The following is a 16005-nucleotide window of genomic DNA, read 5'->3' as shown; positions in this document are numbered from 1 at the left end:
GGACGGGTCGTCCCGGGGCGGACCGCTGCTCGGCGGAACCGCCCGGAGTGACGATAACCAGTGGAGGGGGCGGCCCTATTCCCGGATGTCGCCGTGTGACGCCGGGAGTCCGGCCAGGAAGCGCTCGGCACCGGCGACCTCGTCCCTCGTGAGGCCCGTCGTCGACTCCGGACGCACCAGGTGGAAGGGGGTGCTCTGCTCGCGGGCCCAGTCGTAGGCGTCCTCGTGGAGGTTGTCGTCGATCCACACCACGGCGTCGATCGCGCCGCGCTCGGCGGCCGCCTCCAGCCACACCGCGACGGGCTGGAGCTTGCCCGTCCGGCCCGGGAACCGCGGGTCGCGCGGGAGGCCGCCGTCGAAGACGATCGCCTCCGTGCCCGCCGGCAGCCCGAGGTCCTGGGCGAGAACCCGCGTCAAGCGCGGCGGCCAGGTCGTGGCCCACACGATCGTGCCGACCGCGGCCAGGCGGGCGACGAGCGCCGCCCGCTCCGGCTCGAGCTCCAGGCGGTGCGAGCCCGAGGCGCGATCGCTGCGGACGGAGGGGTTCAGGACGCCGTCGACGTCGAGCAGGATCAGGGCGGCCATGCCTGTCACCGTAGCGGCGGCGGGGCGGATCGCGCGAGGAGCGCTAGGGTGACGGGATGCCTCCGTCCCTCCTGCTGCCGGGAGGCCGCACAGCCGTGCTGGGGCCGGATCCCGTGCGGCCGGAGGCGCTGCTGCTCACGGTCGACGGCGCGGAGCAGTCGCTGATCGATCCGGGCGATCCCCGGGCTCTGCACCTCGAGTACCTCGCGCGCCTCGGCGCGGTGGTCGACGCCGCCGCCCCGCCCGGCGAGCCGCTGCGCGTGCTGCACCTCGGAGCCGGAGCCCTGGCCCTGGCCCGGTACGTCGCCGCGACCCGGCCGGGCTCCGAGCAGCTCGCGGTGGAGAGCGCGGCGGGACTCGTGGAGTTCGTGCTCGAGCACGCGCCGCTCCCCCGCGGCGCGCGCGTCCGACTCCTCACGGCCGACGCCGCAGGGCCCCTGCCGCCCTGGAGCGCCGACCTCGTCGTGCTCGACGTCTACGACGGGGACGAGATCCCGGAGGCGTTCTACCGCGCGTCCGTCCTCGCTCCGCTCGCCGCCCGGGTCGGCGCCGACGGGCTCCTCGCGGTCAATGTCGCCGACGACGCCGACCACCGGAGGCTGGACCGCCTGCGCGGGGTCGTCCGCGAGCTGCTCCCGGTGACCGCAGCGGTCGGATCGACCGCCTTCGTCGAGGGGCGCACCGGCGGGAACGCGATCCTGCTCGCCTCAGGCTCGGCGCTCGCCGACCACGTCGCCGGCCGCCTGCTGCAGGCCGGCCCGCACCCGGTCTCCGCCGCGGCGGATGGCGACGTCGTGGTCGCCGAGGTGGCGGTAGAAGTCGACCCGTGAGTCGAGAGTGACGCCGGTCTCGAGGTACTTGGCGCGGATCCGCTTGATGTAGGTGCGGACGGTGTGCTCGGCGACGCTGAGGTCGACCGCGACGGTGCGGACCGCGGCACCCGCTCCGTAGGCGCGCATCACACGGCTCTCCTGGGGGCTCAGCACCGGGCGGCGCTCCTCGCGCCCGTGCACGAGCCGGTGGCGGGCGGTGTCCGAGATCCAGGTGCGGCCGGAGGCGACGGAGACGACCGCCGCGGCGAGCTCGCTGGGGTCGTCGCCCTTCCAGACGTAGGCCGCTCTCTCCCGTCGCAGCACGGCCCGCACCGGCTCCAGGGAGTCGGAAGAGGAGAGCACGACGAGGCCGACGGTCCGGGTAGCCGCACGCTCGAGGGTGTCGGCCACCTCCTCGCCGGGCACGCCGTCCAGGTCGAGGACCGCGATGCGGTCGACGCCCTCCTCGTCGTGCGAGAACTGCGGCAGCAGCTGCGCGAGCAGCGCCTGCAGCGCGGCGCGCTCGATCGCTGGTCCGTCGACGACGGCCAGCGTGAACCGATCGAATCCGGTCACGGGGGTCCCCTAGCAGGGGCAGGTTCGGGTCCGCCCCGGCTGCACCGTAGCGGTCCGCGACGTCGTCGTGCACGTGATGGGACATTCCGTCTCAGTGGGAGGAAGCCCCCAGAGCGCTCCGGATCGGCTCACGGAGCGCGTGGAGGACCACCCGCGGCACCGTGTCCGGCTAGTGTCCCTCTCCATGGACGACAGCGCAGAGGGCTCCCGGCGGGCCCGGAGGATCCCCGCGGAGCAGGTCCGCAGCCGCATGATCGCCACGGCGCGCGACGTCGTCTCCGACCACGGCCTCACGGTGAGCTTCGCGCACCTGCCCATGGAGGAGTACATCCGCCTGGCCGGCGTGCCGCGCAGCTCCGTCTACCGGATCTGGAGCACGCGCGAGGAGTTCGTGGCCGACCTGGTCGGCGAGGTCTTCGTGCGGGACCGGTACGCGGAGGGCGCCGATCCCGAGGCCCAGCAGGAGATGCGCGAGGTCTACGAGCGCTCCACCGATCTGCTCTCCACGGCCGCCGGCCGCCGCCGGGTCGCCTGGGAGACCATCCGCATCGGCGCGCGGGCCAATGCCGAGTCGCTCCGCCGCTCCGCCGACTGGTCGTCGTACAACGCACTGCTCGCCTGCACCTTCTCGATGGAGGAGGGGCCTGCACGCGACGCCGTGCGCGCCACGGCGAAGCGGATCGAGGGCATGCTCACGCGCCGGATGCGCGACTTCTACGAGGAGACGCTGCAGGTCTTCGGCGGGACGATGCGCCCGGGATTCACGACGCTCCAGCTCGCCCACCTCACCGCGATCGTGATCGACGGGCTCGCCCACCGCGGCCGGCTCCTCGACGACGACCTCGACACTCCGGTGACCGCCCCCGGCCTCGACGGCGAGCCGGTCGAGTGGACCCTGGCGGCCTGGACGATCCGCTCGATCGTCGACGGGATGCTGGAGCCGGTCGCGGAGGACTGAGCGGACCTCGCGACCCGGATCACTCGTCCGGTTCGGTGAACCCGTCGATCAGCAGCAGCACCGACACCACCGCCAGCGACGGTCCGTCGGGATCGGCCGGGTCGAGCGGGCCGGTCACCAGCTCCGGTGCCGCGATCCGCGCGATGCACAGACCCTCGATCAGGGCCGAGACGGCGGAGGCGAGAGCGGCGGCGCCGCGGTCCGGGCGCAGCCGGAGCCCCGCCTCAGCGAGGGTGTGCTCGTAGTACTTCGCCATGTTGTCGATGAAGTGCAGCTGGCGGGACCGCAGAGCGGATCCGATGGCGGTCCGCGCCGGCTCCTCGTGCGAGCCCACCGCGCCGGCGAGAGCGATGAAGTTGCGCCAGTGCTGCGACGAGAAGACGTTGTCGACGTTCGCGTCGACGGCGACCCGGACGGAGGCGATCAGGGCCTCGCGGCGCTGCGCCGGGGTCGGCTCGGGGTCGAGGCTGCGGTGGAGGTGGGAGTTCCCGGCCCGCAGGGACGGCTGGTCGAGGCGGGTGGCGAGGACCCGCTCCGGGATCGCGGCGATCAGCTCGTCGTAGAACGACTGGCGAGTGGGCCAGATCCGGTACACGGTGCTGCGCGGAACACCCGCCGAGCGGATGACGTCCTCGAGGGGCAGGTGGGCGACTCCGACGCGCAGGCCCTCGGCGCGGACGACCGCGAGAGCGGCGTCCAGCAGGCGGGTGCGGACCTGCTCGCGGGTCAGGCGGGGAGGACGCGCCGGCTCCTCCGCATCGAGGGGGTCGTCGCTCATCAGGCCTCCGGCGCCGGGATGCACGGAGGAGCCTCCGACATCTACTGTCCAGCCGAGCGTACCCGGAGGGAGCGCGGAACGTGAGAGGAGATCGGAGACGGGCGCGGCCCGCGCATACGGCTCGGGTGCCGCGCGGGCCGCGCTGCCTGTCCCCCAGGCGGCCTCCCCATGGGCCGGTCCGACCGTATGCTTCCCGACAGACGTCCGTCAACTGACGCGACATGGTGTCTCCTCGGCGGTTTCCCCCACCGGTCACGAGGACCGCCTCCGAGACTCCTCCGCCGCCGGGAGCGCCCTCGCCGCGGTCTGCGCTCGAGAGGCGTGCGGAGCGGACAGCTCGCCCGCGACGACGTCCGACACAACGCCGGTGGCGTGCTCGACGAGGTCGACGTTCCGGGTCAGCCGCGCGTGGTGGCACGGGCTCGCGTCGACGTCGACCACGAGCTTCGCGAAGCGCAGAGCGTCGCCGAGCCGCGCGAACGGCGAGAGCTCGGCGACGAGGGACGGCACGTCCGCCGCGGCGAGGTAGGTGTAGCGGCAGGTCGAGACCACGTAGTCGTCGACTCCGGCCGTCGCCGATCCGGTCGCGACCATGATGTCGCCGAGGTCGACCGGCGCGGTGGCGAGGCCGAGCGCCACCGCGGCGGTCACCTGGATGTCACCCACCAGCGCCGTCACGTGCACGCCGGCGGGCCAGGGCGGCAGGGAGCCGAGCTCGGTCGATCCCGTCCGCAGGCCCTTGCCCGCCGCCGAGGCGAGGGCGTCGATCATCGGCACTCCCGTGCACTCCCCCGCGTGCTCGGCGTCCTCCGAGACGGCGTCCCCGCAGGAGGCGAGCATCGCCGAGACGCTCAGCCGGCTCTGCGGGTCCAGTCCTGCGATCACCGCGGGGCTGACCTGACCGGAGTCGTCGACCATCCGTCCGAGGCGCTCCGCGACGTCGGATCCCGTGTTCGGGGTGCCGAAGGTGAGGACGGACGAGACCATCGAGGCGACGGCGGTCCCGTCGACCGAGCCGCTCAGCGCCTGGCGGGCGGCGAGCCCTCCCATCGAGTGCGCGACGACGACGGCGCGGTGCCCGGTCGCGGAGACGAGGCAGGCGATCGAGGAGGCGAGCGCGTCGCTGATCCCCGGGTCGGTGACCCAGCGCGCAGCGAGCCGGCGGTAGTCGAAGGTGTAGACCGCGGCGCCGTCGATCTGCTGCAGCCGGCCGAGGAGGGACGGCTCGGGAGCGTCGAGCGGAGCGGTCGCCGACTCCGACGACACCATGTCGACGAGATGGGAGAAGGCCCCTGTGCGGTCGGCGTCGTGCGTCGCCGTGCCCAGCCAGCCGTGCAGCATCACGATGGGGACCAGCGCGGCGGCGGAGCGCGGCCGGACGTCGTCGCCCGCGAGCACGGGAGCCAGCTCCGCGACGCCGCAGGACGAGGGTGTGACCGCCTCTGCCGCCTCCGCCCGCACCGCGGGCACCACGACGACGCCGACCACCACGAGCAGTGCGGCCAGCACGACGATCACGAGTCTCATCCGCGCGTTTCCTCACGTGCCGCGACCAGGACGGGGAACGGGTACAGGCTCGACCCGACGAGCACCCATCGAGTCAATCACCCCGCTCCTGCGGGGAAGGCCGCTCGTCGCGAACGGGCGGCCCCCCGTGCGGGTGACCGCGGGTCGGGGACGACGAAGGCCCCGCCGGTGTCCCGACGGGGCCTTCGATCGTTCAGCTCACCTGGATCAGCTGTAGTTGCCCGGCTCGTAGCCGTCGCTCGAGAACGAGTCGAAGTCGACGAACGAGAGGTCGGCGTCGCTGAACGCGGCGTCGTCCGCGAAGATGCGGTTGGGGTACCGCTCGGCCTTCGCCTCCTCGGTCGCCTCGACCGACACGTTCCGGTACTTGGGCAGACCGGTTCCCGCCGGGATCAGCTTTCCGATGATCACGTTCTCCTTCAGGCCCATCAGCGGGTCGCGCTTGCCCTCCATGGCCGCCTGCGTCAGGACGCGGGTGGTCTCCTGGAAGGACGCGGCCGACAGCCACGACTCGGTCGCGAGCGAGGCCTTGGTGATGCCCATGACCTCCTGGCGGGCGGACGCGGTCCGCTTGCCCTCGGTCAGAGCCGCACGGTTGACCTCGCTGTAGCGCGAGCGGTCGACGAGCTCGCCCGGCAGCAGCTCCGTGTCGCCGTGGTCGACCACGGTGACCTTGCGGAGCATCTGACGCACGATGACCTCGATGTGCTTGTCGTGGATCGGCACACCCTGCGAGCGGTAGACGCCCTGGACGCCGCCCACCAGGTGCTTCTGGACCTCGCGGACGCCCAGCACGCGCAGGACCTCCTTGGGGTCGACCGTTCCGACGTGCAGCTGCTGCCCGAGCTCGACGTGCTGGCCGTCCTCGATGAGGAGCTGCGAGCGCTTGAGCACCGGGTAGATGACCGCCTCGTCGCCGTTGTCCGGCTGGAGGATGACGCGGCGGGCACGGTCGGTGTCCTCGATGGTGATCCGGCCGGCGGCCTCCGCGATCGGCGACGCGCCCTTGGGGGTGCGGGCCTCGAAGAGCTCCTGCACGCGGGGAAGACCCTGCGTGATGTCGTCGGCCGAGGCCGATCCACCGGTGTGGAAGGTGCGCATCGTGAGCTGCGTGCCGGGCTCGCCGATCGACTGGGCCGCGATGATGCCGACGGCCTCTCCGATGTCGACGAGCTTGCCGGTGGCGAGCGAGCGGCCGTAGCAGGCCGCGCAGACGCCGACGGCGGACTCGCAGGTCAGGACGGAGCGCACCTTGATGTGGCGCACGCCCGCTCCGACCAGCTTCTCGATGAGCACGTCGCCCACGTCCTCGCCGGCCTCGGCGACGAGCTCGCCGGCCTCGTTCGACGCCGGGGTGGCGAGCGAACGGGCGTAGACGGAGTTCTCGACGTTGGAGTCCTTGATCCAGGCGCCGGTGGCGTCCTGGAGCATGATCGGCAGGTCGAGGCCCTTCGAGGTGCCGCAGTCCTCCTCGCGGATGATGACGTCCTGCGAGACGTCGACGAGTCGACGCGTCAGGTAGCCCGAGTCCGCGGTGCGGAGCGCGGTGTCGGCCAGGCCCTTGCGGGCACCGTGCGTGGCGATGAAGTACTCGGCGACCGACAGGCCCTCGCGGTACGAGGAGATGATCGGTCGGGCGATGATCTCGCCCTTCGGGTTGTTCACCAGGCCTCGCATGCCGGCGATGTTGCGCACCTGCAGCCAGTTGCCGCGGGCACCGGAGGTGACCATACGGTTGATGGTGTTGTCCGTCGGGAAGTTCGCGCGCATGGCCTTGGCGACCTCGTCGGTCGCCTCGGTCCAGATCTTCACGAGCTCCTGGCGGCGCTCGGCCTGAGTGGTCAGACCCTTGTCGTACTCGGACTCGACCTTCGCGGCCTTCTTCTCGTAGCCCGCGATGATCTCGGGCTTCGACGGAGGCGTGAGGATGTCGGACAGCGCCACGGTGACACCCGAGCGGGTGGCCCAGTAGAAGCCGGCGTCCTTGATCCGGTCGAGGGAGGCGGCGACCTCCACCTTCGGGTAGCGCTCCGCGAGGTCGTTGACGATCCCGGAGATGGTCGTCTTGTCGGCGACCTGCTCGAAGTAGGGGTAGTCGACCGGCAGCGCCTCGTTGAAGAGGGCGCGGCCGAGCGTGGTCTCGAGGAGGACCGGCGCGGTGACCTTGCCGTTCTCGTCGATCTCGACGCCCTCGGGTGCCTGACCCTGCGCGAAGTACACGTCCGACATGCGGATCCTGACCTTCGAGTTCAGGTGCAGCGAGCCCTGGTCCTTCGCGAGGATCGCCTCCGAGACGGAGGAGAACGCGCGGCCCTCGCCGGCGGCGCCCTCGCGGATCGTCGTCAGGTGGTGGAGGCCGATGATCATGTCCTGCGTGGGCAGGGTGACCGGACGGCCGTCCGAGGGCTTGAGGATGTTGTTCGACGCGAGCATCAGGATGCGCGCCTCGGCCTGGGCCTCGACGGACAGCGGCAGGTGGACGGCCATCTGGTCGCCGTCGAAGTCCGCGTTGAACGCGGCGCAGACGAGCGGGTGCAGCTGGATCGCCTTGCCCTCGACCAGCTGGGGCTCGAAGGCCTGGATGCCGAGACGGTGCAGCGTGGGCGCACGGTTCAGCAGGACGGGGCGCTCGCGGATGATCTCCTCGAGCACGTCCCACACCTGCGGGCGCGAGCGCTCCACCATGCGCTTGGCGGCCTTGATGTTCTGCGCGTGCGACAGGTCGATCAGGCGCTTGATCACGAACGGCTTGAACAGCTCCAGCGCCATCTGCTTGGGCAGACCGCACTGGTGCAGCTTGAGCTGCGGGCCGACGATGATGACCGAGCGGCCCGAGTAGTCGACGCGCTTGCCCAGCAGGTTCTGGCGGAAGCGACCCTGCTTTCCCTTGAGCATGTCGCTCAGGGACTTCAGGGCGCGGTTGCCGGTTCCGGTGACGGGGCGGCCGCGGCGGCCGTTGTCGAAGAGGGCGTCGACCGCCTCCTGGAGCATGCGCTTCTCGTTGTTCACGATGATCTCGGGGGCACCGAGGTCGAGCAGGCGGCGGAGTCGGTTGTTGCGGTTGATCACGCGACGGTAGAGGTCGTTCAGGTCGCTGGTCGCGAACCGGCCTCCGTCGAGCTGCACCATCGGGCGCAGCTCCGGCGGGATGACCGGGACGACGTCGAGGACCATCGCGGCCGGCGAGTTGCCGGTGGCGAGGAACGAGTTGACGACGCGCAGGCGCTTGATGGCGCGGATCTTCTTCTGACCCTTGCCCTCGGCGATCTGCAGGTGCAGCGTCTCGGCCTCGGCCTGGAGGTCGAACTGCTCGAGGCGCTTCTTGATCGCCTCGGCGCCCATGTAGGCCTCGAAGTAGACGCCGTACCGGTCGACGAGCTCGTTGAAGACCGCGTCCTCGGGCTTGAGGTCGCCGACCTTGAGAGTGCGGAACTGCTCCCACACGCTCTCGAGCCGCGCGATGTCCTCGTCGAAGGACTTGCGGATCTGGCCCATCTCCTTCTCGGCGCCGTCCTTGGTGCGGCGCTTCTGGTCGCTCTTGGCGCCCTCCGCCTCCAGGGCGGCGAGGTCGGTCTCCAGGCGCGCCAGGCGGTCCGCGATGCGGGAGTCGCGCTGGTCCGAGAGGGTCTTGATCTCGAGCCGGAGCTCGTTCTCGAGGCCGGGCATGTCGGCGTGACGGCCGTCGTCATCCACGTCGATGATCATGTACGCCGCGAAGTAGATGACCTTCTCGAGGTCCTTCGGCGCCATGTCCAGCAGGTATCCGAGGCGCGAGGGGACGCCCTTGAAGTACCAGATGTGGGTGACGGGGGCGGCGAGCTCGATGTGGCCCATCCGCTCGCGGCGGACCGAGGACTTGGTGACCTCGACGCCGCAGCGCTCGCAGACGATGCCCTTGAAGCGGACTCGCTTGTACTTGCCGCAGGAGCACTCCCAGTCGCGAGAGGGTCCGAAGATCTGCTCGCCGAACAGGCCGTCCTTCTCGGGCTTCAGGGTGCGGTAGTTGATGGTCTCGGGCTTCTTCACTTCACCGTGCGACCAGCGACGGATGTCATCGGCCGTTGCGAGGCCGATGCGCAGCTCATCGAAAGTGGTTACGTCGAGCAATGTTTTCTCCTTGTCGGAAAACAGGGTGTCTCGTCAGAGACGGGAGGTCGTCAGATGCTGGCGCGGATCAGATGTCGTCGACGGAGGACGACTCGAACCGGGAGGAGATGTTGATGCCGAGCTCTTCCGCGGCGCGGTAGACCTCGTCATCGGTGTCGCGCAGGCTGACCGCGGTGCCGTCGGCCGAGAGGACCTCGACGTTCAGGCACAGGGACTGCATCTCCTTGATGAGGACCTTGAAGGACTCCGGGATGCCGGGCTCCTGGATGTTCTCGCCCTTGACGATGGCCTCGTACACCTTCACGCGGCCGAGGATGTCGTCCGACTTGATGGTGAGGAGCTCCTGGAGGGCGTAGGCGGCGCCGTAGGCCTCGAGGGCCCACACCTCCATCTCGCCGAAGCGCTGTCCGCCGAACTGCGCCTTACCACCGAGCGGCTGCTGGGTGATCATCGAGTACGGGCCCGTCGAGCGCGCGTGGATCTTGTCGTCGACGAGGTGGTGCAGCTTCAGGATGTACATGTAGCCGACCGAGACCGGGTCCGGGAAGGGCTCCCCGGAGCGGCCGTCGAACAGCTGCGTCTTGCCGGACGAGCCGATCAGGCGCTCTCCGTCGCGCGTCGGGGTGGTGGAGTCGAGGAGCCCTGCGAGCTCCTCCTCCGCCGCACCGTCGAAGACGGGGGTCGCGACCTTGGTGCCGGGCGCCGCCTCACGGGCGTGCTCGGGCAGGCGCGCGGCCCACTCCGGCTGACCCTCGACCTTCCAGCCCTGCTTCGCGATCCACCCGAGGTGGATCTCGAGGACCTGGCCGAAGTTCATGCGGCCGGGGACGCCGAGCGGGTTGAGGACGATGTCGACCGGGGTGCCGTCGGCGAGGAACGGCATGTCCTCGACCGGCAGGATCTTCGAGATGACGCCCTTGTTGCCGTGGCGGCCGGCGAGCTTGTCGCCCTCGGTGATCTTGCGCTTCTGGGCGATGTAGACGACCACGCGCTGGTTGACGCCCGAGCCGAGCTCGTCGTCGCCGTCCTGCGCGTCGAACACCTTGACGCCGATGATCGTGCCCTGCTCGCCGTGGGGCACCTTCAGCGACGTGTCGCGGACCTCGCGGCTCTTCTCGTTGAAGATCGCGCGGAGCAGGCGCTCCTCGGCCGAGAGCTCGGTCTCGCCCTTGGGCGTGACCTTGCCGACGAGGATGTCGCCGGGGCGGACCTCGGCGCCGATGCGGATGATGCCGCGCTCGTCCAGGTCGGCCAGGAGCTCCGGGCTGACGTTGGGGAGGTCGCGGGTGATCTCCTCCTTGCCGAGCTTGGTGTCGCGGGCGTCGACCTCGTACTCCTCGATGTGGATCGAGGAGAGGACGTCGTCCTTCACCAGGTTCTGGCTGAGGATGATCGCGTCCTCGAAGTTGTGGCCCTCCCACGGCATGAACGCGACGAGCAGGTTCTTGCCCAGCGCGAGCTCGCCGTTCTCGGTGGCGGGGCCGTCGGCGACGACCTCGCCGACCTCGATACGCTCGCCGGCCGAGACGACCACGCGGTTGTTGTACGAGGTGCCCTGGTTGGAGCGGTCGAACTTGCGGAGGAAGTAGGTCTGCGTGCCGCCCTCGTCCAGCTGGACGGTGACGGAGTCGGCGGAGACCTCCTGGACGACACCGGCCTTGTCGGCGGTGATGACGTCGCCGGCGTCGATGGCCGCGAAGCCCTCCATGCCGGTTCCGACGACGGGCGACTCGCTGCGCAGCAGCGGGACGGCCTGACGCTGCATGTTCGCGCCCATGAGCGCGCGGTTCGCGTCGTCGTGCTCGAGGAACGGGATCAGCGAGGTCGCGACCGAGACCATCTGGCGCGGCGAGACGTCCATGTAGTGGACGCGCTCGGCGTCGACGAGCTCGACCTCTCCGCCCTTGGGGCGGACCAGGACCTTGCCCTCCGCGAAGCGGAAGTCCTTCGTGAGGGGAGCGTTCGCCTGGGCGACCAGGTACTCGTCCTCCTCGGACGCGGTGAGGTAGTCGATCTGCGAGGTGACGGTGCCGTCGACGACCTTGCGGTACGGGGTCTCGATGAAGCCGAACGAGTTGATGCGCGCGAAGGACGCGAGCGATCCGATCAGGCCGATGTTCGGGCCTTCCGGGGTCTCGATCGGGCACATGCGGCCGTAGTGCGAGGGGTGGACGTCGCGGACCTCGACGCCGGCGCGCTCACGAGAGAGTCCGCCGGGGCCGAGCGCCGACAGGCGGCGCTTGTGGGTCAGACCCGCGAGCGGGTTGTTCTGGTCCATGAACTGCGACAGCTGGCTGGTCCCGAAGAACTCCTTGATCGCGGCGACGACGGGGCGCACGTTGATCAGGGTCTGCGGGGTGATCGCCTCGATGTCCTGCGTGGTCATGCGCTCGCGGACGACGCGCTCCATGCGGGACAGTCCGGTGCGGACCTGGTTCTGGATCAGCTCGCCGACCGCGCGGATGCGGCGGTTGCCGAAGTGGTCGATGTCGTCGACGTCGAGACGCAGCTCGACCGGCTCGCCGTCGCGCACGCCGGGGAGGGCGGTGCGGCCGTCGTGCAGGGCGACCAGGTACTTGATGGTCGCGATGATGTCCTCGACCGTGAGCACCGAGTCGGACAGCGCCTTGTCGATGCCGAGCTTGCGGTTGATCTTGTAGCGGCCGACCTTCGCGAGGTCGTAGCGCTTGGAGTTGAAGTAGAAGTTGTCCAGCAGCGCGCGGGCGGCCTCGGCGGCGACCTGCTCGCCCGGACGGAGCTTGCGGTAGATGTCGCGGAGGGCGTCCTCCTTGGTGAGGATGTTGTCCTTCTCGAGGGTCAGCTCGATCGACTCGTAGCCGGCGAACTGCTCGAGGATCTCCTCGCTCGTCAGGCCGAGGGCCTTGAGGAACACGGTCACCGACTGCTTGCGCTTGCGGTCGATGCGCACGCCGACCTGGTCGCGCTTGTCGATCTCGAACTCGAGCCAGGCGCCGCGGCTCGGGATGACGCGGGCGGAGTAGATGTCCTTGTCGGACGTCTTCTCCTGCTGGCGCTCGAAGTAGACGCCGGGGCTGCGCACGAGCTGGGACACGACGACACGCTCGGTGCCGTTGATGATGAACGTGCCCTTCTCGGTCATCAGCGGGAAGTCGCCCATGAAGACCGTCTGGGTCTTGATCTCACCCGTGAGGTGGTTCATGAACTCGGCCTCGACGTACAGCGGAGCGGCGTAGGTCTTGCCGCGCTCCTTGCACTCCTCGATCGTGTACTTCTCGGGCTCGAGGTACGGGTTCGTGAAGCTCAGCTGCATCGTCTCGCTGAGGTCCTCGATCGGGGAGATCTCCTCGAAGATCTCGTCGAGGCCGGAGTTGGCGGGGAGGTCCTCCCGGCCGGCGGCCTTCGCCTCGGCGACGCGGGTCTTCCACGCCTCCGAGCCGACGAGCCAGTCGAAGCTCTCGGTCTGCAGCGCGAGCAGATCCGGAACGGTCAGGGTGTCGCTGATCTTGGCGAACGAGAGACGCGAAGCTCCGCGTCCGTTCTTGGGTGAGGTGGTGGTCGCGGTGGACGCAGCAGCCAAGGAAGGAACCTCCGTAGACCCTCGCGGGTCTCAATCTGTGGGATGTGTGGAGTGGGCTCCCGCCGGACGGGCCGCCACCCCTGCCCGCACGCCGTGCGGACCGAGGCGACTCGGTCTTGGGGGCGGGGCTAGAGTGTGGCAACGACATCCACCATCTGATGCCGGGTTCCGGTGACCTGCCGACCGCGATATGAGGGCATGGGTACTCGGGAGCGCAAAGTACGAATATAGCCGCATCGCGCCACGCCGCGCAAGTGCGGATGCTTGCGCCGCCCCGCGGGGTCCGGTATACGAGGCCACGGCCTCCAGGATCGATCCGACCGGGCGGGCGCGGAGCCCCGCCGTCCCGCCGCCGCGGCAGACTGGTCGGATGCAGGAACGCACCGGCCGCCGACGCGGAGACGACTCCGAGCACCCCCGCACCGTGCTCGCCAGCGGGTACACCGCGCGGATCGAGCCCGACCGCCACTCGCCCGACGCGGCGACCCTGGTCGTCGACGGCACTCCGCAGTCGCACGTCGACCTCGCGGATCCGACGCACCTCTCGTTCGAGTACGTCCGCCGGATCGGCCACGCGATCGACCTCGTCGCCCCCGAGGGCGAGAGCGTCACGGCGCTCCACCTGGGCGCCGGAGCGCTGACCCTCCCCCGCTACGTCGCCGCGACCCGGCCGGGCTCGCGCCAGCAGGTCGTCGAGATCGAGGGCGCTCTGGTCGAGCTGGTGCGCGAGGCGCTCCCGCTCCCCCGCGGGGCGCAGATCCGCATCCGCCAGGGCGACGCCCGCGAGGTGCTCGGCAAGCTGCCGCCCGGGCTGCGCGGCACGGTCGACGTGGTCGTCGTCGACATCTTCTCGGGCGCGCGCACTCCCGCGCACGTGACCAGCGCCGAGTTCTACGGGGCGATCGCGCCGCTGCTCGCCCCCGGCGGCCTGATCGCTGTGAACGTGGCCGACGGCGGCGCGCTCGCCTTCGCCCGCGCCCAGGCCGCGACGCTCGCCTCCGTCTTCGCGCACACCGCGATCATGACCGACACCCAGATGCTCAAGGCCAAGCGCTTCGGGAACGTGGTGATGCTCGCCTCGGCCGATCCGCTGCCGCTCGACGGCCTGCCGCGGCGCCTCGCCTCCGACCCCGCCCCCTCCAAGCTGGTGCAGGGGCGGGAGCTCGAGAACTTCATCGCCGGCGCCCTCGTCGTCACGGACGCGACCGCCACCCCGTCGCCGCTGCCGGCGCGGAGCATCTTCCAGGTGCGACGGGGCTGATCCGGGCCGCGCGTCGGGGCGCCGTCCGGGGACCCGCCGGTACACTCGACGCCGGGGTCAGCGACCCCGACCGTCCTCTCGTCCGCCGCGCGCGACGACCCGGATCCGCACTCCACGAGGAAGCATCGCCCTGAGCATCATCATCCGCCACGACCCCGCGACCCTCCACGAGGAGATCGACGTCGACGCCGCCCAGGAGCGCCTGGAGGAGATCGGCGCGCTGCGCAGCCTCGCCGCGCTCACCGAGAAGGCGGAGCTGCTGCGCCTGCTCGGGCGCGTCGACGAGGCGTGGGACCTCGCGAACGAGGCCGTCCGCCGCACCCGCTTCTCCGGCGACCGCGCCGAGCTGCTCACCGCCCGTGTCCGCCGCGCCCGCCTCATGCAGCTGCGGGGCCGCACCGACGAGGCCCTCTCGGAGCTCGCGCTCTGCGTCGAGGAGGCGCGCACGCACGAGTGGCACCTCGAGCACTCCTTCGCGCTCAAGCACCGCGGCCTCACCTTCTTCGAGCTGGGCGAGTACGGCCGGGCGATGCGCGACTTCGACGCCGCGACCGTCCTCGGCGAGCGCGTCGGGGTCCCCGAGGAGGAGCTCGAGGTCGCGCGCCTGGGCTACGCCGCCGCCTCCGAGTTCCAGGACGGGACCGACCGCGAAGCCCGCACCGACGGCACCGCCCGCGGCCGCCGCCGCGCCGACGGCGACGAGTCCTAGGCAGCGCCACCGGTGGCCGACCTCGAGGACGTGGCCCGCTGGGCCGACGCGCTGATCGAGGAGCACCTCGACCCCTCCTGGTCCTTCGCGCTCGACCACGCGCGCACCCGCGGCGGCGCCTGCCACTGGACGCGCCGCCGGATCACGGTCTCGCGCCACCTCGCCGCCCGCTGGAGCGACGAGGAGGTCCGGCAGACCCTCCTGCACGAGGTCGCTCACGCGCTCGCGGGGCCCGACGCCGGGCACGGACCGCCGTGGCGGTGGATCGCAGCACGGCTCGGCTACACGGGATCGCGCACCCACAGCAACCCGACCGCGGACGAGCTCGCGCCGTGGGTCGGCACCTGCCCGGGCGGACACCTCTTCTACCGCCATCGCCGGCCCACCCGGCCCCTGGCCTGCGGCCGCTGCGCGCGCCGGTTCGAGCCCGCGAACGCGATCCAGTGGCGGCGCCGACCGGTCCCGGCGCCGTGACCCCGGACGAGGCCTCTCACGGCGGCCGCACGCCGGTCACCGGGCAGTGGCTCCCCGAGGCCGACGGCCGGCGCTGGTGGTTCGACTCCGGAAGCCTCGCACTCGACTTCGCCACGACCGGAGCACTGCCTCCGGGAGCGGCCGAGCACCTCGACTCCGACGCCGCCCTGGCGGCCTGGCTCGCCGAGCGCTTCGAGGCGGTCGGCCCCGAGAGCAGGGACGCGCGCCTGGACGACGCGCTGATGCTCCGAGGCGCGATCGCCCGGCTGGCCGTCGCGGCCGAGGCCGGCACCGCGCTCGACCCGCGCGACGTCGACGTGGTCAACCTGGTCGCGGCGATGCCCGACATCCCACCGGTGCTGGGCGGAGGGTCGCGGCAGGCAGGACGGCTCCACGCGGCGGGCAGGCAGGCGCTCGCGTCCATCGCCCGGGAGGCCGTGGGGCTGCTGGGCCCGGCCGTGGCCGGACGGCTGAGGCGCTGCGCGGATCCGGAGTGCCGGATGCTCTACCTCGACACGTCCCGCGCCGGCTCGCGCCGCTGGTGCTCGATGCAGCGCTGCGGGAACCGGTCGAAGGTCCGGGCCTACCGCGCGCGCCGCCGCCCCGCGCGGCTGACGCACCGCGCGGCTGAGGCACCGCGCGGCTGAGGCACCGCCGCG

Annotated in this window: 11 protein-coding genes; 5 read left to right on the top strand and 6 right to left on the bottom strand. The window is 71.3% G+C overall.

The window, feature by feature from the left end:
• Nucleotides 1-75 precede the first annotated feature (75 nt).
• Together C5C53_RS13445 and C5C53_RS13440 are read right to left on the bottom strand one after the other, a co-directional pair.
• A complete protein-coding gene (locus C5C53_RS13445) occupies nt 76-585 on the bottom strand; it encodes an HAD domain-containing protein (RefSeq protein ID WP_104267767.1) in 510 nt (169 codons plus the stop codon).
• Between the two features lie 707 nt (nt 586-1292).
• Entirely contained in the window at nt 1293-1973 is a 681-nt protein-coding gene (locus C5C53_RS13440) for a LuxR C-terminal-related transcriptional regulator (protein WP_104267766.1), read from the bottom strand.
• 184 nt (nt 1974-2157) lie between these two features.
• Between C5C53_RS13440 and C5C53_RS13435 the strand changes: the two genes are divergently transcribed.
• Nucleotides 2158-2931, top strand: a complete 774-nt coding sequence (locus C5C53_RS13435) for a TetR/AcrR family transcriptional regulator (protein WP_146083740.1) — start codon at nt 2158-2160, stop codon at nt 2929-2931.
• A gap of 19 nt (nt 2932-2950) precedes the next feature.
• Here the strand turns inward: C5C53_RS13435 and C5C53_RS13430 are convergent, their stop codons facing one another.
• The 4 genes from C5C53_RS13430 to rpoB all read right to left on the bottom strand — a co-directional run bounded on the left by C5C53_RS13430 (nt 2951) and on the right by rpoB (nt 12902).
• Nucleotides 2951-3709, bottom strand: coding sequence for a TetR/AcrR family transcriptional regulator (locus C5C53_RS13430; RefSeq protein WP_104267764.1), 759 nt, complete (start codon nt 3707-3709; stop codon nt 2951-2953).
• Nucleotides 3710-3961: 252 nt separating this feature from the next.
• Entirely contained in the window at nt 3962-5236 is a 1275-nt protein-coding gene (locus tag C5C53_RS13425; protein ID WP_104267763.1) for a triacylglycerol lipase, read from the bottom strand.
• 207 nt (nt 5237-5443) lie between these two features.
• Nucleotides 5444-9343 carry a DNA-directed RNA polymerase subunit beta' gene (locus C5C53_RS13420; protein ID WP_104224580.1) on the bottom strand — a complete coding sequence of 1300 codons (3900 nt, stop codon included), beginning with the start codon at nt 9341-9343 and terminating at the stop codon, nt 5444-5446.
• 67 nt (nt 9344-9410) lie between these two features.
• Complete coding sequence (rpoB, locus tag C5C53_RS13415) at nt 9411-12902, bottom strand: DNA-directed RNA polymerase subunit beta (RefSeq protein ID WP_104224581.1); 3492 nt, start codon at nt 12900-12902, stop codon at nt 9411-9413.
• A gap of 370 nt (nt 12903-13272) precedes the next feature.
• Here rpoB and C5C53_RS13410 point away from each other — a divergent pair, with 370 nt between their 5' ends.
• From C5C53_RS13410 to C5C53_RS13395, 4 genes are all read left to right on the top strand, one after another.
• Nucleotides 13273-14163, top strand: a complete 891-nt coding sequence (locus C5C53_RS13410; protein WP_104267762.1) for a spermidine synthase — start codon at nt 13273-13275, stop codon at nt 14161-14163.
• Nucleotides 14164-14542: 379 nt separating this feature from the next.
• Entirely contained in the window at nt 14543-14872 is a 330-nt protein-coding gene (locus tag C5C53_RS17185; RefSeq protein ID WP_181127771.1) for a hypothetical protein, read from the top strand.
• Nucleotides 14873-14884: 12 nt separating this feature from the next.
• Nucleotides 14885-15346 (top strand): SprT-like domain-containing protein, encoded by a 462-nt coding sequence (locus C5C53_RS13400; protein WP_104267761.1) that lies wholly within the window; start codon nt 14885-14887, stop codon nt 15344-15346.
• On the top strand, nt 15343-15993 hold the full coding sequence (locus C5C53_RS13395; RefSeq protein ID WP_104267777.1) for a CGNR zinc finger domain-containing protein: 651 nt from the start codon (nt 15343-15345) through the stop codon (nt 15991-15993). Before C5C53_RS13400 ends, C5C53_RS13395 begins: the two co-directional genes overlap by 4 nt.
• The last annotated feature ends 12 nt before the right edge of the window (nt 15994-16005 follow it).

Source organism: Rathayibacter sp. AY1E3 (assembly GCF_002932235.1).
Classification (GTDB): Bacteria; Actinomycetota; Actinomycetes; order Actinomycetales; family Microbacteriaceae; genus Rathayibacter.
This window is presented reverse-complemented; position numbering and strand designations above follow the sequence as displayed.

Coding starts and splice junctions, on each gene's coding strand:
- C5C53_RS13445 (WP_104267767.1), bottom strand. CDS start 585: ATGGCCGCCCTGATCCTGCTCGACGTCGACGGCGTCCTGAACCCCTCC.
- C5C53_RS13435 (WP_146083740.1), top strand. CDS start 2,158: ATGGACGACAGCGCAGAGGGCTCCCGGCGGGCCCGGAGGATCCCCGCG.
- C5C53_RS13430 (WP_104267764.1), bottom strand. CDS start 3,709: ATGAGCGACGACCCCCTCGATGCGGAGGAGCCGGCGCGTCCTCCCCGC.
- C5C53_RS13425 (WP_104267763.1), bottom strand. CDS start 5,236: ATGAGACTCGTGATCGTCGTGCTGGCCGCACTGCTCGTGGTGGTCGGC.
- C5C53_RS13410 (WP_104267762.1), top strand. CDS start 13,273: ATGCAGGAACGCACCGGCCGCCGACGCGGAGACGACTCCGAGCACCCC.
- C5C53_RS17185 (WP_181127771.1), top strand. CDS start 14,543: ATGCAGCTGCGGGGCCGCACCGACGAGGCCCTCTCGGAGCTCGCGCTC.